The 19,152-nt window shown below is 63.6% G+C and carries 15 protein-coding genes; 4 read left to right on the top strand and 11 right to left on the bottom strand.

Annotated elements, in window-relative coordinates; translation table 11 throughout:
* Nucleotides 1-16: 16 nt before the first annotated feature.
* From GUY37_RS11970 to GUY37_RS11940, 7 genes are all read right to left on the bottom strand, one after another.
* Complete coding sequence (locus GUY37_RS11970; protein WP_228278164.1) at nucleotides 17-751, bottom strand: phosphatase PAP2 family protein; 735 nt, start codon at nucleotides 749-751, stop codon at nucleotides 17-19.
* A 154-nt stretch (nucleotides 752-905) separates the two neighbouring features.
* Entirely contained in the window at nucleotides 906-1,790 is an 885-nt protein-coding gene (locus tag GUY37_RS11965; protein ID WP_323127501.1) for an amidohydrolase family protein, read from the bottom strand.
* 12 nt (nucleotides 1,791-1,802) lie between these two features.
* Nucleotides 1,803-2,735, bottom strand: a complete 933-nt coding sequence (locus GUY37_RS11960) for a 3-hydroxyacyl-CoA dehydrogenase NAD-binding domain-containing protein (RefSeq protein ID WP_166825959.1) — start codon at nucleotides 2,733-2,735, stop codon at nucleotides 1,803-1,805.
* Complete coding sequence (locus GUY37_RS11955) at nucleotides 2,732-4,765, bottom strand: acetoacetate--CoA ligase (RefSeq protein ID WP_228278163.1); 2,034 nt, start codon at nucleotides 4,763-4,765, stop codon at nucleotides 2,732-2,734. Before GUY37_RS11955 ends, GUY37_RS11960 begins: the two co-directional genes overlap by 4 nt.
* On the bottom strand, nucleotides 4,762-5,544 hold the full coding sequence (locus GUY37_RS11950; protein WP_166825956.1) for a crotonase/enoyl-CoA hydratase family protein: 783 nt from the start codon (nucleotides 5,542-5,544) through the stop codon (nucleotides 4,762-4,764). The genes GUY37_RS11955 and GUY37_RS11950 overlap by 4 nt, the downstream gene beginning before the upstream one ends.
* Nucleotides 5,541-7,124 (bottom strand): acyl-CoA synthetase, encoded by a 1,584-nt coding sequence (locus tag GUY37_RS11945; RefSeq protein WP_208094674.1) that lies wholly within the window; start codon nucleotides 7,122-7,124, stop codon nucleotides 5,541-5,543. The genes GUY37_RS11950 and GUY37_RS11945 overlap by 4 nt, the downstream gene beginning before the upstream one ends.
* Complete coding sequence (locus GUY37_RS11940; protein WP_166825953.1) at nucleotides 7,121-8,509, bottom strand: MFS transporter; 1,389 nt, start codon at nucleotides 8,507-8,509, stop codon at nucleotides 7,121-7,123. The genes GUY37_RS11945 and GUY37_RS11940 overlap by 4 nt, the downstream gene beginning before the upstream one ends.
* Before the next feature lie 152 nt (nucleotides 8,510-8,661).
* On the opposite strand from GUY37_RS11940, the gene GUY37_RS11935 reads away from it, so the two are divergent.
* Nucleotides 8,662-9,459 carry a PaaX family transcriptional regulator gene (locus tag GUY37_RS11935; protein ID WP_166825950.1) on the top strand — a complete coding sequence of 266 codons (798 nt, stop codon included), beginning with the start codon at nucleotides 8,662-8,664 and terminating at the stop codon, nucleotides 9,457-9,459.
* Between the two features lie 46 nt (nucleotides 9,460-9,505).
* On the opposite strand, the gene GUY37_RS11930 is transcribed toward GUY37_RS11935, so the two are convergent.
* Nucleotides 9,506-10,420: a LysR substrate-binding domain-containing protein gene (locus tag GUY37_RS11930; protein ID WP_166825947.1), complete on the bottom strand. Its 915-nt coding sequence runs from the start codon at nucleotides 10,418-10,420 to the stop codon at nucleotides 9,506-9,508.
* Nucleotides 10,421-10,532: 112 nt separating this feature from the next.
* Here GUY37_RS11930 and GUY37_RS11925 point away from each other — a divergent pair, with 112 nt between their 5' ends.
* Complete coding sequence (locus GUY37_RS11925) at nucleotides 10,533-13,640, top strand: cytochrome P450 (RefSeq protein ID WP_166825944.1); 3,108 nt, start codon at nucleotides 10,533-10,535, stop codon at nucleotides 13,638-13,640.
* 110 nt (nucleotides 13,641-13,750) lie between these two features.
* The gene (locus GUY37_RS11920) at nucleotides 13,751-15,115 is read left to right on the top strand and encodes an MFS transporter (protein ID WP_166825929.1); all 1,365 of its coding nucleotides are present in this window, start codon (nucleotides 13,751-13,753) and stop codon (nucleotides 15,113-15,115) included.
* 29 nt (nucleotides 15,116-15,144) lie between these two features.
* Here the strand turns inward: GUY37_RS11920 and GUY37_RS11915 are convergent, their stop codons facing one another.
* Both GUY37_RS11915 and GUY37_RS11910 read right to left on the bottom strand, forming a co-directional pair.
* Nucleotides 15,145-15,810: a response regulator gene (locus tag GUY37_RS11915; protein WP_166825926.1), complete on the bottom strand. Its 666-nt coding sequence runs from the start codon at nucleotides 15,808-15,810 to the stop codon at nucleotides 15,145-15,147.
* A gap of 97 nt (nucleotides 15,811-15,907) precedes the next feature.
* Nucleotides 15,908-17,329: a sensor histidine kinase gene (locus GUY37_RS11910; RefSeq protein ID WP_228278162.1), complete on the bottom strand. Its 1,422-nt coding sequence runs from the start codon at nucleotides 17,327-17,329 to the stop codon at nucleotides 15,908-15,910.
* Between the two features lie 160 nt (nucleotides 17,330-17,489).
* Between GUY37_RS11910 and GUY37_RS11905 the strand changes: the two genes are divergently transcribed.
* Nucleotides 17,490-18,290: a DUF4352 domain-containing protein gene (locus GUY37_RS11905; protein WP_166825924.1), complete on the top strand. Its 801-nt coding sequence runs from the start codon at nucleotides 17,490-17,492 to the stop codon at nucleotides 18,288-18,290.
* A gap of 2 nt (nucleotides 18,291-18,292) precedes the next feature.
* On the opposite strand, the gene GUY37_RS11900 is transcribed toward GUY37_RS11905, so the two are convergent.
* Nucleotides 18,293-19,081 (bottom strand): fructosamine kinase family protein, encoded by a 789-nt coding sequence (locus tag GUY37_RS11900; RefSeq protein WP_166825921.1) that lies wholly within the window; start codon nucleotides 19,079-19,081, stop codon nucleotides 18,293-18,295.
* Nucleotides 19,082-19,152 lie beyond the last annotated feature (71 nt).

The raw sequence follows: 19,152 nt of genomic DNA, 5'->3' as shown, positions 1-19,152 counted from the left end.
GTCGCTCGAGGTGTTCCTAAGTGCTGAGGTCGGGTATTCGCCTGTCGGCGATGATGAGCAGTCGCAGGAAGACTCCGCCGATGATCAGACCGCCGATGAGATCGGTGGCCCAATGCCAGCCGAGGGCGAAGGACACGATGACCGAGTTCACGCTGACCGCGGCGACACCCCACCACAGCAGTCGCACGGTTCTGGTGGAGACGCTGCTGTAGGTGGCGATGAGGTAGGCGACCGCACCGTAGATGAGCACTGCTTCGGCAGCGTGCCCGGACGGGTAGCTGATTCCACGACCGCCGATCTCGATCAGACCGCCCTGGAAGAACCGCGGGTCGTGCAGGGTGGTCGCCGGTCGGGCGAGGAGGATCTTCAGCGAGCCGACACCGAGGTAGAAGGCCGCTTCGACGGCGATAGCGAAGACGACCGGTCGCCAGGACCGGCGTTTTCGTGAAAGAACGATCGCGGTGATCGCCAACACGGGAAGACAGACGGCCTGACCCGCGATGGGATCGAGGATGTGCTGGGTGAACCACACCAGGTCGGGGTCGAAGAGGTAGAGCCAACGTCGGTTGAGCTTGTAGTCCCAGACCCGCAGGGGACCGGCCGCGGCGAGTGTGACGACGACGAAAGCGATCGCCAAGACCCAGATCGAGGTTGCCCAGGACAGCAACCCCTGTGCTCGAACTGTCCAATGACTGCGATCTGAGGGGCTGCTGATCATTTTCTCGGATTCGACGTAGGACTCAGCAACCATCAGGTTCGATTTTAGACGGAGTCGACAATCACTTCTGCTGTGGGTGATAAAGAAACGGTGAATTCTTTCACCATCAGTGCCTGAACCTGTGGCGAGGTGGGGCGCTCAGAGGGCCCGGCCGGGCGTGGCGGTGGTGGCCGGGCCGGAGAGTCGTTCACAGGCCGAGGACTCGGATCGCGTTCTCCTTCATGATCAGCGGTGTCGCTTCGGGCTTGATTTCGAGGTGCTCGAAGTCGCTGATCCAGCGGTCGGGGGTGATCAGCGGGAAATCGGATCCGAACAGAGCCTTGGTCTTGAGCATCGACCCGATGGCGCGGGTGAGCTGCGGTGGGAAGTACTTCGGGGACCACCCCGAGAGGTCGATGAAGACATTCGCCTTGTGTGTGGCGATGGAGATCGAGGCATCTGCCCAAGGGACCGAAGGATGCGCGAGGATCATCGTCAGCTGCGGGAAGTCGGCTGCGACATCGTCGAGGAGCATCGGGTCGGAATAGCGCAATCTGATTCCGCGGCCCCCCGGAAGTCCCGCGCCGATGCCGGTCTGGCCCGTGTGGAAAAGGGTGACGAGGCCGTGCTCGGCACAGGCCTCATAGATCGGGTAGCAGGTTGGATCGCTCGGGTCGAAGCCCTGCAGACTCGGATGGAACTTCATTCCCCTGACCCCGTAGTTCGTCGCGAGGACATGGATTCGACTGACCGCTTCTGCGGGATTGCGGGGGTCGACGGAGCCGAATGGGATGAGGACATCGTTGTGATCGGCAGCCTGCTCGGCGATCTCCTCGGACGATACGGGCGGGTGCCCGCCGAGGGCCGTGGTCGCGTCGACGGTGAAGACAACCGCTGCCATGTTCCGCTCACGGTAGTAGGCTGCGAGATCGGCGACGGTCGGAGTCCGAGGAACCTGCGCCCTGAAATAGCCCGCCGAGGCGTCGAGAAGCTCGGTGTCCAACGAGGTGTGATGGTGGTCGTCGGCTTCCACGTGAGTGTGGACGTCGATGGCGGTGACGGCTTCGGTGTCGATAGCTGATTCGTATTTCACGGTCTGTTCCTCCTACGGCAGTTCTTCGTAACGTGTCTTGAGCTCGAGGATGTCTCGGAGCATCGAATCGCGCTGAGCGGTCAGGCGCTTCTCGTCGCGGCCGAAGAGTTCGGCATCGACGCCGGCGACGAGTTTGTCCTTGAGCTGGTCGTCGAGGTGGACCTGCTCGAGATCGTGCATCCACACCTCCTGCGGCGGTCCGAGGTGGTCGAGCACATGTCGCATTCCTCCCTCACCTCCGGACAGGTGCTGGAGGGCCAGCGGTCCGAGGGTCGCCCAGCGCAGGCCCGGACCATAGGAGATTGCGGTATCGATATCTGCAACGGAGACGACGCCGCGGTCGACGAGTGAGTAGGCTTCCTGCCACAATGCCGCCTGCAGTCGGTTGACCACGTGACCGGGCAGTTCCGCACGGACGAGGATGGGCTTCTTGCCGATCGAGCGGTACATCTCCAAGGCGCGGTCGACGACCTCGAACGAGGCGTCCGGACTGGGCACCACCTCGACGACCGGGACGAGATGGGCGGGGTTGAACGGATGCCCGACGACGATCCTCTCCGGCGCAGTCCGTGCCTGCTCGGAGATCGCGCTGGGAGCGTAGCCCGACGTCGACGAGGCGATGATGGCTTCCGGTGGCGCCGCCTCGGCGATGTCGGCCAACATCATCTGTTTGACGTCGAGGCGTTCTGGTCCGTTCTCCTGAACGAAGTCGGCATCGGAGACCGCGTCGGCGAGATCAGAAGCGAATCGGAAACGATCGGGTCGAGAGGCCGCATCGGCTGCGGTGTCGCCGGTCAGCTGTGAGCGCAGCCGTTCCTCGGCTTCCGGTGCCGGGTCGAAGGCTGTGACGGTGTGCCCGGCGGCGAGGAATCCCGATACCCAGGCGGCGCCGATGACGCCCGTGCCGATGACAGCGATGTGCAGTGACTCACCTGTCTCACTCATGCGTGCACCTCGTCTCGTCTCGACGCGGCGAAGCCCACGTACTCATCAAGCGAGGTCGGATCCATCAGGGCTCCCGGAGAAGCGACGGAGTCGAGATCAGCGCCCTGCACGATCCGTTTGACCGGAACTTCGAGCTTCTTCCCGGTCCGTCCCAGCGGGATGCGCTCGACGGGGACGACGGTGTCCGGGGCGTGACGGGGTGAGAGCCGCGTCTTCAGTGCTTTGCCGATTCGGGACGTGAGGTCTGACGTGAATTCGGTGTCCGGCTCCGGTCGGACGAAGAGGATCAGCTCTCCCATGCCGCCGTCAGGATCCTCGAGGTGGATGACGAGGGAGTCGGCGACTTCGGGGAAGGTGTCGAGGACAGAATAGAAGTCTGCGGTGCCCAACCGCACTCCGCCGCGGTTGAGCGTGGCATCTGACCGCCCCGTGACGACGACTCCGCCGTCAGAGGCGAAGCGAACCCAGTCTCCGTGCCGCCAGACTCCGGGGAAAGTGGAGAAGTACGCCTCGAAGTAGCGTGAATCGCCGTCGCTTCCCCAGAAGGTCACCGGCATCGACGGCACCGGTTCGGTGATGACCAGCTCGCCGAGCTCGTCGACGACCTCGGCGCCGGTCTCGTCGAGTGATTTCGCCGCGAAGCCGAGTGAGCATCCCGACATCTGCCCTGAATAGACCGGTGTCAGGGGTGAGGCTTGGAGGATGCCGGTGCACACATCTGTGCCTCCGCACCCGACATTGAGAAGTACGTCGTCACCGAATTCGTTCATCACCCAGTCATAGCCTGCGGCCGGCAGGGGTGCCCCGGCCACACCGAACTGTTCGACGCTGGAGAGATCGAATTCCTCCGTCGGGTGGAAACCCTCCTTACGCGCGGCCATGATTGCACCCGGCGCCATGCCCATGAGGGTGGCCCGCGTCCCCGACGCAATCCGCCACAGGTCCTTCGAATCCGGATAGTTCGGGTTGCCGTCGATCATGACGATCGAGGAGCCGACGAGGAGGCCGCCGACCAATGCATTCCACATCATCCAGGCGGTGGTGGAGAACCAGCAGAAACGGCTGCCGGGACCCAGATCGAAATGGAGTGCATGATTCTTCAGAGTCTCGAGCAGAATTCCGCCATGGCTGTGCACGATGGCCTTGGGCCGACCTGTCGTTCCTGAGGAGAAGAGGATGAAAAGGGGGTGGTCGAAGTCGACATCGACAGATTCCAGCGGCGACGACGCATCGCCGATATCGGCATAGTCTACGACTTCGAGGCCGGTGGGGTTCTTCTCTGCGGCGGACAGCAGCCGACGTCGCAGGTCCGCGTCGACGGTGAAGTCACCGTAGTCGACGCCGATGACGTGGCTGAGACTCGGCAGGGCGGCGACCACCTCGGCGAGTTCGTCGCTGCGGTCGATGTCCTTGCTTCCGTACCGATACCCGGGAATCGCAAGCAGCACCTTCGGCTCGATCTGTGAGAAGCGGTCGATGACGGACCGCGTGCCGAACTCGGGAGCGCAGCTGGCCCAGATCGCGCCCAGGCTCGCTGTCGCAAGAAACGCGACGAGAGCTTCAGGCTGGTTGGGCAGGTAGCCGACGACTCGATCGCCGGAGCCGACGCCGAGTTCTTCCAACCCCGCCCGGACCCTTGCGACCTCGTCGCGGAGCTCGGAGAATGTCAGAGTGACATCCTCACGGGTCTGGGAGACTGCGGTCACGGCGATATCGTCTGCCTGATCTTCGCCTCCGAGGGAGTGCTCCGTGTAGTTGAGCCGTGCGCCGGGAAACCAATCAGCGTGAGGCATCGTGTGCTTGCCCAGCACCGAGGTGTAAGGGCGGTGTGCCTTGACCTCGAAGTAGCGCCAAATGGACTCCCAGAAGTCTTCGATCGCAGTGATCGACCAGTCATAGAGGGAATCCCAATCGGTGAGGCTCAGCGCGTATTCGGTGTTGACCCAGCGGAGGAAGTGACCGATGCGGCTGGTCTCGAGTACGTCAGCGGGCACGTCGCGGATGATCGTCGACATAGCTGTCTCCTTCACTTGGTGACCTTCGGGCCGGTTCCTGCCAGGAACGACTGCATGAGCTCTTTGGCTTCGGAGCTCGACTGGGCGATGGCGGCCATGAGGGACTCCATCATGTAGCCCTCGTCGCGTCCGGATTCGACGATGCGTGGCAGCGCCTGCGTGATCGCATAGTTCGTCACGGGGGAGTTCGAAGCGATGGACGCCGCCAGTTCGCGGGCCTTGGCCGGCCCCTCGCCCGCGGGAACCAGATAGTTGACGAGTCCGATGGATTCGGCCTCGGCGGCATCGAACTTCCGTCCGGTGAGCATCATGTCCTGGACTCGCGAGAGTCCGATGAGGCGGGGAACCCGCACCGAGGCGCCGCCGCCGACGAAGAGCCCGCGCTTGCCTTCCGGCAGGGCGAAGTACGTCGAGTCCTCGGCCACGCGCAGGTGCGCGGCGCTGGCGAGCTCCAGACCGCCGCCGATGACACCGCCTTGGAGCACCGCGACGACGGGGATCTGTGATTCCGTGATCCGGTTCATGGTCGCGTGCCAGTGCCGCGAATGGTGGACTCCGGCCACGGCATCGCGTTCGGCCATCTCGGACAGGTCGAGGCCGGCGCAGAAATGATCTCCGGTGGCTTCGAGAATGATGGCGGAGACGTCCGGCGGGGTACGGAAGAACTCGCCGAGGCTGTCGATCGTCGTGTCGTCGAGGGCGTTGCGTTTTGCCGGACGGTCCAGGGTGAGGATGCCGATCTCGTCCTCGGCGGTGAAGCGGAGAGTGTCGGGGAGTTCGAGGGTGGCGGTCATGCGTTGTCCTTCGGTGAGGTGATGTCGGTCGTATCCGTGGTGGGAAAGGTCGTTCGCGCTGGGTTCGAATGTGCTCCGAGTCCGACGGATCCGCGCAGAGAGACTTTGTGGATTTTGCCCGAGCCCGTCCGCGGGAGCGAATCGACGAACTCGAAGTATTTCGGAACCTTGTATCCTGCCAATCGAGTCCGCAGGAAATCGCGAAGCTCCTCGATCAGGGTCTGGGCCGCCGGCGCGTCCGGGGCGGTGACGACAAAGGCACGCCCGACTTCGCCCCAGCGCTCGTCTGCCGCGGCCACCACCGCTGATTCGGCGACGGCAGAGTGTTCATAGAGGGCCGATTCGACTTCGGCCGGGTAGACGTTCTCTCCGCCGGAGATGAACATGTCTTTGAGACGGTCGACGATGAAGAGGAAGCCGTCTTCGTCGAGATGGCCGATGTCACCGGTATGGAACCAGCCGCCGGGGGAGAACGCCGAATTCGTGGCTGCGGGGTTGTTCCAATACCCGTTGGTGACGTTCGGGCCGCGAACGACGATCTCGCCGTTGACGCCTGCCGGGCAGGAGCTGCCGGAGGCATCCCGGACGTCGACCTCGGCAAAGGGCACCGCTCGTCCTGCCGATCCGGCCTTGTCCAGGGCATGTGCCGCCGGCAGGAACGTGCACCCCGGGGAGGTTTCGGTCAACCCGTATCCCTGACAGAACATGATGTCCCTCGCCTGGTATGCGCGGATGAGCGGAACCGGAATCGGTGCACCGCCGGAATTGATGAAACGAAGCGATGTCATGTCTGTGGTGTCCCACCTCGGGGAGCTGAGCATATCGGCAAACATCGTCGTCACGCCCGCCATCCAGGTCAGCCCCTCGTTCTCGATGGCGTCGAAAGCTCGATCGGGGATCCACTTGGTTTCGACGAGCATTCGGGCGCCGCGCAGATAGCTCGTCATCACCTGCTGGTTGAGAGCGATGACGTGGAAGAGCGGAGCCGTGACGAGAGTGGCATCCGCGGCGGTGATATCGCTGTTGAGCAGAAGATTGAACGAATTCCACAGCAGGTTCGCGTGGGAGAGGACCGCGCCTTTCGGCCGTCCGGTCGTCCCCGAGGTGAAGAGGAGGAGCGCCGGTTCGTCACCGGTGATCTCGGCAGCGGGAACGGCCGGCAGCGTGTCCGAAACGGGAGCGCTCGACCAGTCGACGAGTTTCCAGGCAATCTCGGCAGTCAGCGCCTCGGCGGTTTCGGCCACCTCGGGAGCGACTTCGAGGAGGGAGACGCCTGCATCGGCCAGCTGATAGTCGAGTTCCGCCGGAGTCAGTCGCCAATTCAGCGGAACGAAGACGGCTCCGATGCGCAGACTCGCAAGCATCACTTCGATGAGGGCAGGATGGTTGGGGCCGAGGTAGGCGACTCGGTCTCCTCGTCGAATTCCGCGCCGATGCAGCTCTGCCGCGCGGTACAGTGTGCGCCGGTGCATCTGCAGGTAGGAGTGATCGACGCCGGCGAAGACGATTGCGGTCTTGTCGCCGTAGTCGGTCGCCTGCTGTTCGGAGAGTCGAGCGAGGCTGGGGTGGATGAAGGTCACTTGGTCGTTCCTTCCGGGGCAACGGGCGTGTGATCGGTGTCTTCTGGAGCGGGGCTGGGTCCTGAAGCGGTTCCGGCGAAGTGCTGGTCCGACAGAGTTCGTGACTTCGTCTCACCGAGACGCCAGATGCAGAGGATGCTGATGGCGGAGACCGTAAGCAGAACGGCGGACAGTGGAATCGTCGATGCCGAATCGGTCGAGCTCATGATCGCGGCGAAGAGGACCGGAGAGATTCCTGCACCGATGCCGGCGATCTGGTAGCCCAGGGAGGCTCCCGTATAGCGGTGTTCGGTGTCGAAGAGCTCGGAGTACAGTCCGGCCAAGGGCCCGTAGATCATCGGATGGATGACACCTTGTCCGATGACCATGCCGATGGTGATGAAGAGGCCGTTCCTCGTATCGAGGAGGGGAAAGAGGACGAATCCCCAAGCCGCGATCAGTACGGCGCCGGCGATGACCAGGGGACGACGACCGATCGTGTCGGATAGCCGGGACCAGAGGATGATGCCGAAGATGGCGAAGAGCGAGGAGAATGACAGGGCGTTGAGGATCGTCTGTCGTTCGATGCCGATCTGCACACCGTAGGCGACCGAGTAGGTGGTGAGCAGCCCTTGAAACATGAAGGCCGACAGTCCGACTCCCACGGCGAACAGCAGTGTCATCGGCTGTCTGCGCAGGGTCGCGATGATCGGGATGCCGCCCTTGGGAGAGCGCTTCTTCGCCGCGAGGAATTCCGGAGACTCGGCGACCTTCGCCCGGACGATGACGCCCACCACAAGCAGAATGACAGAAGCGAGGAACGGGAGTCTCCAGCCCCAGGCGATGAATGCCTCGGTCCCCATCGCCGCCAAGGTCCCCGCGATGACCAGTGCAGAGACGAGCTGGCCGGTGGGTGCGCCTGCGCTGGTGAAGCTTGCCCAGAAGCCGCGATTGGACGTGGCGTGTTCGGCCGACATCAGCATGGCACCGCCCCACTCGCCGCCGATGGCGATGCCCTGGATGACGCGGATGAGAATGAGCAGTACGGGAGCGATGAGGCCGGCTTGATCATAAGTCGGCAGCAGTCCGATGGCGGTTGACGCCAGGCCGATCATGAACATGCTGAGCACGAGCATGCGTTTGCGACCCAGCTTGTCTCCGAAATGGCCGAAGACGATTCCACCCAGAGGCCGGGCCAGATATCCGGTGGCAAACGTCGCCAGGCTGGCAAGCGTTCCGACGGCAGGGGTGAGGTTTGAGAAGAAGACGTCTTTGAACACGAGTGCCGCGCAGACGGAGTAGACGAAGAAGTCGTAGTACTCGATGACGCTGCCTAAGTAGGCAGAGGCGGCTGCTCGTTTGAGCATCGTCGTCGACTTGGTCGGTGCTGTTTTCGCGGAAGCCATGTGATCCTCACTGATTGTGTGGCCTGATCGATTGCGCCACCGGGGCAACAGTGACCCGGCTCACCCAAATGCTATGCAAAAAGCCTGCGCTTCGTCAACGAAATGCAGACAATAGAGTTTGCGCGTGGGCGTCTGCGCATAGAATCGGGAACATGGATCTTCGTCCGCAGTCGCTGTTCTTCGCCCTCGTCGGTGAACATCTGCTTGGGTCGACTCGACTTCTGAGTGGAGCCTCGATCGTCTTCGTCATGAGGGAGCTCGGGGTCGGTGAGGCGGCGGCGAGGTCGGTGTTGCAGCGAATGACCGCCAAAGGTTTCGTCGCCCGTTGCAAGCAGGGCAGGAAGACGTTCTACACATTGACGGAGACCGGGTCACGGATCCTCGGCGAAGGCGGGCGCAAGATGTTCACAGGCTGGCGGTCCGAGGATTGGGACGGCAGCTGGACGATGGTGAGGGTTCAGGTGCCCGAGTCCCGGAGATCCCTGCGGCAGAAGGTCTGGTCGCAGCTGTCCTGGGCCGGTTTCGGCCAGATCGACGGCGGAACTTGGGCAGCGCCTGGTCAGCGGGAGCTGACGTCTGTGCTGGATGCCGAACAGCTCGAGGTCTCCCCGATCGTCTTCTGCGGCCGACCGCAGCCTCCGACGGCCGACGAGGTCCTCGTTGCGGCTTTCGAGCTGGATGCTCTCTCTGCAGAGTACTCTGCTTTCGGCGACCGCTGGCAGGGTTTCGACCCGGAGGCCAGGTCGCCAGTGGAGGCCCTGGTGGCGCGAGTGAAACTGCAATGTGAATGGCTGGGCCTGACCCGCCTGGATCCGCAGCTGCCTGCCGCACTTCTGCCGCAGAACTGGCCCGGAAAGATTCAAGCGCAGCTGTTCAGCGAGCTCAATCAGCGCCTGAGCGAAAGAGAGTCTCCTGTGCTCGACGAGTTCTTCGCCGGCACTCTCGAGTAGTCAGACCCTGGCGACGGTTCCGACGAAGCATCCACATCGTCGCCTTTCAGATCCACTCCTGCGCCAGTGCGAATTCGATGAGCTCCTGCACCCGCGCCGCGATCGTGGAATGAGCGGGCCAGATCGCCTCGACGCTGACCGGCTTCACCGCCGGATCTATCTCCTTGACGACCAGGGGCAGATCCTCGTAGCTGTTCGGGTTCGACAGACGTTGGACAAGGATTCCGTATCCGAGCCCTCGTGCGACGAGCGTCCGGACCACCTCGTAGCTCGTCGTGCGGTGCCGGATCGTCGGGTGGAGCTGCCGCTCGGCGAACATCGACAGAGTGTGGTGACTCGACGGCGGGGAATCGAGCAGGATGAGATCCCTTGACTCGAGATCCTCGAGTCGTACCGTCTCCCTGTCGGCGAACTCATCATCGGCTGCCAGGACGACATGCGCTGGCTGGGCGAAGAGCTGGGCACGGTTCGGTGTGCCCGGGACGAGTGTTTCGTAGGCAAAAGCCAGATCGATCTCACCCGAGTCGAGCTTGCCGACGAGGATATCCTGTGTGGCTTCGATGATCTCGAGGCTCACCTTCGGGTGCAGACGACCGAATCCATCGAGCAGGACCGGGAGGACCATCGGTGCCAGGGTCGGATAGCAGCCGATGGTGATCGGACCAGCGAGTTCACCATTCGTCGTCGTCAACTGGAGCTCGAGGTCACGGGCACCGGCCAGCAGAGGGCGGGCCTTGTCGAGAACCTGTCTGCCTGCGGCGGTGAGCACCAAACCCTGCGATTTCCGCCGAATGCAGAGCTGGGACTGGAGTTCGTGCTCCAGCGTGGTGATGGCGTCGGAGATCGCCGACGATGAGACGTGCAGCTCTCGCGCCGCAGCGGAGATCGTCCCCAGGCGAGCCGCCGTTATCAGGTAGGACAGCTGCCGCAGCGTGAAGTTCGGTGGCTGGTCAGAGTTCATATCCGTCAATCCGGTTTAGTTGTGCGACTAATTCCGCTTTTCCTTTTCTAAGCGTAGTGCACATACTGATGTGAACAGCCTCACAGAGACACTCAACGAAGAGGAGACGGCGATGACTTCTCAATTGCATGCCCCCAATCGAACCGCAGGGGCATCCCGCACAGCTTCAGCGGTCCCGGTCGCCGACTGGGTGACCATCCCCGAGCTCTACGATGACCCGTTCCCGATCTACGAACGTCTTCGGGCCGAAGGCGGAGTGCACTGGGTTCCCGCAGTCAACCGCTACCTCATCACCAGCTACGAAGCCGTCAGCGCCACCGAGCACGACCAGGAGATCTTCTCCGCAGACGAAGAAGGATCGCTGCAGATCCGAGCCATGGGGCACTCGATGCTGCGCCGCGACGATCCCATGCACTACGAACAGCGACGAACCTGGCAGCCGGTTCTCAAACCGGGGTACGTCAAACGAGTCTGGTCGAAGATGTACCGTGAGGTCGCCGAGGACCTCCTGGCTGACCTCATCGGCAAAGGCCCCGGCGCCGATCTCATCTGGGACTTCGCCGCCCCGTATGCGAGTGAGACTTTGCGCCGCATGCTCGGCCTCTACAACGCCGACCAGACGGATCTGCAGCGCTGGTCGCAGACGATGATCGACGCCACCGGCAACTACGCCGACGATCCTGACGTCTGGGCGAAGGGCAAGAAGTCCTTCGACGAAGTCGATGCCGCGCTCGACGAGATGCTCGAATACCACCTGACCCACAGAGATGACTCGCTGATCTCAGGGCTGCTGTCCATGCCCGGTGACCAGATGCCCATCGAGCAGATCCGGGCCAATATCAAGATGACGATCGGCGGGGGCCTCAACGAACCGCGCGACGCCCTCGGTGTGGCAGCCCTGGCCATGTTCGAGAACCCCGAACAGCGGGCCGCCGCGATCGCCGATCCTGCACTGTGGCCGACAGTGTTCGAAGAGACCATCCGATGGATTGCGCCCATCGGCATGTACTCCCGCCAGACCACGTGCGAGACAGAACTCGCGGGCAAGCTGCTTCCCGCAGGAGCGAAGCTGGGCATCTGTGTGCTCTCGGCCAACCGTGACGAAGCCGTGTGGGACGATGCACATCGCTTCGACATCCACCGTGAAGTCAAACCGCACCTGGCATTCAGCAAAGGTGTGCACGTGTGTCTGGGCAATTGGGCGGCACGAGCGGAGATCGCCGAGGTGGCGCTTCCCCTGCTCTTCAACTCCCTCAAGGGACTCGACATCGACCGAACCCGAGAGACTCGGATCGGCGGCTGGGTCTTCCGCGGAATGCTCAGCCTTCCGGTCACCTGGGACTCGGCAGACGATGCTCCGAACTATGGCATCTCTCGGACCAAGAGTGATGACCGAACCGATTCCGGCACTCGCGACGGTGCGGCCGAGCCTGACGTCGCTGGCCCGAGGATCGCCGTCGTCGGCGCCGGTCCGTCCGGCTGCTTCTCTGCGAAAGAGCTCCTCCGCCAGGTGCCGGGCAGTCGAGTCGACGTCTTCGACAGGCTCCCCGTCCCGTATGGTCTGCTGCGCTACGGAGTGGCGGCCGATCATCAGGGAACGAAGTCCGTCTCCGCCCAGTTCGACCGTCTCTTCGCCGATCCCCGTGCGAGATTCATCGGCAACACCGAACTCGGCGTTGACGTGACCATGGACGAAATCAAGTCCGGATACGACTCCGTGGTCCTCGCAAGCGGTCTGTCCCACGACCGCCCCCTCGCCATCCCCGGCGCCGACCTCGAACAGGTCTATTCGGCCGGCAGAATCACCCGACTGCTCAACGGCCATCCCGACGAACGAGACGATGACGGCCACACCCGCACCCCCGACCTCGGTTCACGAGTGGCCGTGATCGGTCAGGGAAACGTCGCCATCGATGTGCTCCGTCTCCTGACCTGCGACGCCCAGTCGCTCGACGGCAGCGACATCGATGACAGCGCCTACACGTCACTGCGACGAGACATCTCTCGGATCGACATCATCGGCCGCTCAGCTGCGGGCACGGCGAAGTTCGATCCAGTCATGATCCGCGAAGTCGGACGAGTGACGGGCCTTGTGCACGAACTCCATGGCGTCGACCTCTCGACTCGCGTCCCCGGAAAGGACGCAAAGCTCGACGCCCTCGCCGAACTCACCCACCCCACGCAAACGCAGGCCGCACACGATGCGATCCACGTCCATTGGTGGTTCGAGACCACTCCCGAGGCGCTCACCGGCGACGGTGCCGTATCCGGAATCGAGCTGCGGCGCGCCGACGAACACAGCCTCCGTCTCGAGGTCGACTCGGTCATCACCGCGATCGGTTTCGTCCGCGACCCGATGACGAGCGCCCGACAGGGCATCTGCCCCGTCTCACCGATTCCCGGCGACGGAAAGATCAGCGAAGGACTCTTCGCCATCGGCTGGCTCAAAGGCAACGGACGCGGGTCCATCCCCGACCAGCGCGCCGATGCGCGAAGCCTGGCCGCACAGATCGCGTCGGAGTTGAACGTCGGATCGATGACGACCGGTGCCCCCGGACTGACCCCGCACGCCGAGGCCACTGATTTCGCTTCATGGCGGCGCATCGATCTCAAAGAGCGCCTCGGCGCCGGGCCCGGACGCTGCCGGTCCAAGATCACGTCGCGAGCCGAACTCATGGCAGCGGCCGGCGACCTCAGCCTGGACGTATCGCTGCAGACCTCCTCGGCGAATTCGTCGGAACGACTGGCCCCCGGCCTGCCGGTCTCGATCCTGTTCGGAACGGAATCGGGCAATGCCGAACTCGTCGCCGAAGAGATCGGCACCTTCCTCGGCGACCGCGACGATCTGGAGATCAGAGACCTCGCAGAGGTCTCTCCGGGCGACCTCGACCCGGAACGGTTCCACCTCATCGTCTGCTCGACCTACGGCGACGGGGACGTGCCGAGATCGGCCACCGACTTCTTCCGGACGCTGAAGACTCGGGACGTCGATCTCCAGGGAATCCGCTTCGCCGTGTTCGGCCTGGGCGATGCCAGCTACACACGGACCTACTCCCGTGGAAGCGAGCTTCTCACCGAAGCTCTCGAAGCGCGCGGCGCGGTACGGGAAGGCGAATACGGCCGCCATGATGCAGGCGGAGCCGTGCCGGCATCCGAAGCGGCATGTGAGTGGGCCGAAGGAGTACTCACCACAATCGGCACCACATTCGCTGCCGTCTGACGGCGGTCGACCGTGCTCGGGTGATCCATCCGGGCGCGGTCGGAGGCCATCTCATCAATCTCTTCAAATCGGACGACGAAGACCGACCAGAACTGGACAAGGACGTTCACATGACACAGACACCCACCTCAGCGACACCTGCGCCGACGCAGAAGACGAACCAGCGCAGAGTCGCCTTCGCCGCCGTCATCGGCACCACCATCGAATGGTACGACTACTTCACCTACTCGACAGCGGCGGCACTCGTCTTCGCACATCTCTACTTCGCGCCGGCAGGGGAGGGCATCGGCCAGATGCTGGCATTCGCCACCATCGGCATCTCGTTCCTCTTCCGACCTCTGGGCGCATTCCTGTCCGGACATTTCGGTGACCGGTTCGGGCGTCGAGCCATCCTCGTCGTCACCCTCGTCACAATGGGTGTGGCGACCGCGCTCATCGGACTCATCCCCACATACGAGACCATCGGCGTCACTGCACCGATTCTGCTCATCCTCTTGCGCATCGTCCAAGGGCTGTCGGCAGGCGGAGAGTGGGGAGGCGCCGCGCTTCTCGCCGTCGAACATGCCGACGATGACAAACGCGGCCGCGCTGGTTCATACCCTCAGCTCGGCGTTCCGCTGGGAATGCTGCTGTCCTCCGGCGTGATCGCGCTGATGACCGGTGTGATTTCTCCGGGTGAGGCCTTTATGGAATGGGGTTGGCGAATCCCGTTCCTGCTGTCCGTTGTGCTCATCGGTGTCGGCTACTGGGTGCGTCGTGCTGTGGAAGACACCCCGGTGTTCCAGGAGATGAACGCCGAGACAGCCAAACGCAAGGCTCCGATCCTCGTGCTCCTCAAGAAGCACCTGCCCCTGGTCCTCGTCGCCGCTCTGATCTTCGCCGGCAACAATGCCAGCGGGTACATGACCACCGGCGGCTTCGTCACGAAGTATGCGACCGACCCCGTCGGCTTCGACCAGACGGATGTGCTTCTGGCCATCACATTCGGATCATTCGTCTGGCTGGTCTCCACTGCGGCTTCGGGGGTGCTGGCCGATCACATCGGACGGGTGAAGACCTACGTCATCGGGTTCATCATCCTCATCGTCACGGCCTTCCCACTGTTCTGGCTCATCGACACCGGCAACCTCGGCCTGCTGTATCTGGCATTGGGAATCTTCTCGATCGGGCTGGGAATCTCGTACGGTCCGCAGGCCGCCCTCTACGTCGAACTCTTCCCTGCCTCGATCAGGTTCAGCGGAGTCGCCATCTCCTACGCTTTGGGCGCCGTCCTCGGCGGAGCGTTTGCCCCGACAATCGCCCAGGGGCTGCTGCAGACGACTGGAACCACAGCCTCGGTGTCGCTGTATCTGCTGGTCATGGCCGGGATCTCGCTGCTGGCGGTGTCGTTGGTCCGCGACAGGAAAGGCATCGACCTGTCGGTGGCGAACGAAGCCGAGCAGAGCTCCGGGATGTGGCGAATAGCGAAACGCTGAGTGGGCAGGGCGGGGCCAGCCGGAAGGCTTCAGTTCTGCTTAGCCCTGACGACCATCGTGGCGATGCGCACGCGATTGTTCGTGTCCAGTTTGACGTTGATCCGGTTGAGGTGAGTCTTGACCGTAGCCAGGCTCATGAACGTCTCCTCTGCGATCTCCTGATTCGACAGTCCTTCGGCCACGAGTTCTGCGATCTGCCGCTCGCGGTCGGTCAGTCCGGCCAGCAGCGCCACTGCCTCTCGCTGCAGACGCTGATCGGTGTTCGACGTGACCTTGGCGATGACCTGCCGCATGGACTGCGGGGCGAGAATGGGTTCCCCGGCGTGGACCTTGCGGACCGCGACGGCGAGATCCACCGGGCCGATGTCCTTGAGCAGGTATCCGGCGGCTCCCGCCTCAAGTGCCCTGAAGAGGTGATCGTCGCCGCTCATGCTCGTCAGGGACACCACTTTCGGCGGCCGCACGCTGTTGAGCAGGCGCTGCGTGGCTTCGATCCCACCGATTCCGGGCATTCTGATGTCCATGAGGACGACGTCGGGGTAGTGCAGAGCCGCTGCTTCAACAGCGTCCTCACCGCTGGTCGCAGAGCCGACGACGTCGATGCCATCGGCCGCCTGGAGGATTCCCCGGATTCCGGTGATGACCATCGGATCGTCGTCGACGACCATGACGCGGATCGGGGCGGATTGGTTCATGTGTGTCACATTACCCGAGGCCCATGACACAGTTCGAAGGAGTCCCCGTCTCACAACGATCGTTCAGAGGTGGGCGGCCGGTCCTTAAGGATGCGCCTCAGTTCTGGGGAGAGAAAGGTCGAAATCTCACCTGCACCTGGAACTCCTCGCCGAACACTCCGATCGACGCCTCTCCGCCGAACATCTCGGTGCGCTCGCGGATGCCGACCAGCCCGGCTCCCGACCCGGTCGACGCCAAGTGAGTTTCGTGCGGGCCGAGCGTGCTCCCGGCGGGTCCCCATCCGTGAGCGGGCGTGTGGGCGCCGAGTTCGCGCACCGAATCCGGTGCATATCGTGGGCGTGGCGGAACATCGAGCGGGCCCGATCCGCGGGGGAGCGGATTGCACACCGAGATCTGGATTCCGCGGGCCGCCGAGACCGCGACGTCCACCGTCACCGGCAGATTCGGTGCATGTTTCATCGCGTTCGTCAGAGCCTCCTGAACAATGCGATAGACCGCCCGGTCGAGCGCGGGCGGGCAGGAGTCCACGTCCTGGATGACGACGAGAAGACGGACGACCGTACCGGTGGACTCCACAGAGGAGATCAGCTCGGGAATCGCTGACATCGTCGCTCGACTCGGCGGTGCCGAGGTCCCCTGGTCTGGCCGCCGATCAGCCAGATCGCCGTTCCTCACACCACCCACCAGATGACGCAGATCTTCCAAGGACGCGCGGGCCTCCTCGCGCAGAGCAGACGCCGTCGCAGCGACCTCGGGGTCTGTCCGTGCCCCGACCTCCAGGGCGCCGGTATGCAGCGAGATCACCGACAGTCGGTGGGAGAGAGTGTCGTGGAGCTCGCGCGCCAAGAGCTCTCGTTCGGACTGCCGGGCGATCTCAGCCGTGAGCGACTCATTGCGCAGCGCTTCACGTTCGGCGATGGATTCGAACGCTCTCATTCGCTGCGTGCGACGCAGAAGCGCACCGACTCCCAGAGCCGTGCACAATCCGATGACGGCGGCCGCGATCGTGATGATTCGGATCGCCAAGTGCGAATCCTCCGGCGGGATGGTCGCCTCGAGGCCCGTGACCTGTGCCGGGTCGGGCAGGAAGAAGATGCTGAAGGGATTGTGCTCAGCCGGTGCCAGACACATCCTCAACGTGGAGAACACAATCAGTCCGGTGGCCACCGCCGAGGCGGTGATCGCGAGTCGCCGGGGTGCTCGGATGACGAGGTGGAAGACCGCAATGAGGAGCATAAGCGCATCGCCCCATCCTGCTGTGAGCAGTCCGCCGACGACGAAGGGCACCCAGGGCCACCTGTGTCGGAGGAAGACGAGTCCCCACGCGAGGAACAGCAGCAGGACGGCCACTATCCCGGTGTCGTTGAGCTCCCAGTCGGAGAAGGCCCAGGTGTTCGCCGTCAGCGCCATCGCCGAGGTGATGAACCCGATGAGGTAGAGAATGACGCCGACGAGGATGCTGCCGGCGATGCGCACGGCGCGCGGGATCCTTCGGCGAGGGACGGATTGTTCTGACACAAGAGAATCGTAACCGCGGGGCCTGACACGCGTAGTCCACCCTCCGGCTGGAAGCGGTCAACCGTTCGGCTGGCAGGGTCGAGCCCGATTGCGGACGTGCCGGGGGTGCGGATGGGACGAACCTGGAGCAGTCAGTCAGATCCAGCCTCGAAGGAGCGTCATGTCCCACCCGCAGAATCCCCAGAACACCCCGCAGCAGCCGCAGTCTCCACAGCCCCAACAGCAATGGTCCTCGCAACACCAGGCCCCTCACAACACCCAATACCAGCCCGCGCCTCAGAACTATGACCCCCAGCAGTGGGCACCCGCACAGAACCCCCAGGCCTACGGACCCGGCGGCTACCAGCAGCAGCCCTATGGCCAGAAGCCGCCGAAACAGAAGAAGCCGCTGCTCAAGCGCTGGTGGTTCTGGCTGCTTGCCATCGTCGTCATCATCGTCATCGCCAGCGCGATCGGAGGCGGGGGAGATGACACCAGCACCTCGGCGGGCGGATCGTCCGATGCCCAGCAGTCGGGGGAGGCCGCGGAGAAGGAGGCCGCCGACAAGCCTGCTGAGGAAGCTTCGTACGGTATCGGAGATACGGTAGCTGCCGATGACTGGGAGATCACCGTCGCAAAGGTCGAAGACGGTGTCTCACAGGTCGGCGACGAATTCCTCAATGCCCAGGCACAGGGACAGTTCGTCCAGATCGACCTGTCGGTGAAGAACACCGGATCGGATCCGAACTTCTTCTTCGAAGACGACATCAAACTCGGTGATGATTCCGGCAACACCTACTCAGCTGACTCAGAGGCCGGTATCTATGCGGCCGAGAACAACATCCTCTTCCTCGAAGAGATCAATCCCGGAAACACAGCCGAGGGCGTCCTCGTCTTCGATGTGCCCGAAGACGTCGACCCGAACAAGCTGACCTTCGCCGGCGGACTGTTCTCCGACCCGGTGGAGATCTCCTTGAAGTGACCTCACCGGTCCAGGTGTTCCGCCCGGGCGATGATCGACCGGGCGGCACGGACCGTCTGCCCGAGGAACCCGCGACCGAACAGACGGATATGAGCGAGCAGAGCGAAGAAGCTGTGCGCCGGCAGGTCCTCCTGCCAGCCGACCGGCATCGGATGGGCCTGTTCGTAGCCGGAGAAGACCTCCTCGAGAAACGGGGTGCCGAAGAGCGCAAGCAGGGCCAGGTCCTCCAGTCGGTGACCGCCGTGCGCGGCCGGGTCGATGAGAGTGACACCGTCCGGCGTCCACATGAGGTTACCCGCCCACAGATCCCCGTGGACGCGTGCCGACGCTTCCTCGCCTTCGCTGCAGATCCCGGCGAAGGCTCCGGAAGCGATCGCATCGATCGCCGAGGCGACCGTCGCCCGATCCGCACCCGTGAGATCCCCGGCAACCGCCGTGACCAAAGGGCGCAGGCGCTGCTCGACCCAATAGTCGGTGAAGTCGTCGACAGACTCGGCCGGCACCTCGAAGGGATTGTCGAGGGGGCCGAAGAACGACTGCGGAGCCGGTGACCAACCGAAACCGGGAGCACCCGCATCGTGAAGCCGGGCGAGGTCGCGACCGAAGGCGGCGGCCGCATCGGCGGAGGGCCCGGATTCTCCGAGACGGCGCAACCGCAGAAAATCCGCACCATGGTCGATGACGTCGACGACAGGGATCACCCCCGGTTCGGCCAACCATCTCAGCCCGGCGGCCTCAGTGGCGAAGAAACCGTCCGGGGCGGACTTCCGCAGTTTGAGGAAATCAGTCATGGCCCCAGGGTAGTGGTCCGGTCGCCGGCTATCAGCCTGATCACGGGCACGTGCGTCGTGGGGCCCACCGC

This window comes from Brevibacterium limosum (assembly GCF_011617705.1).
GTDB classification, from domain to species: domain Bacteria; phylum Actinomycetota; class Actinomycetes; order Actinomycetales; family Brevibacteriaceae; genus Brevibacterium; species Brevibacterium limosum.
This window is presented reverse-complemented; position numbering and strand designations above follow the sequence as displayed.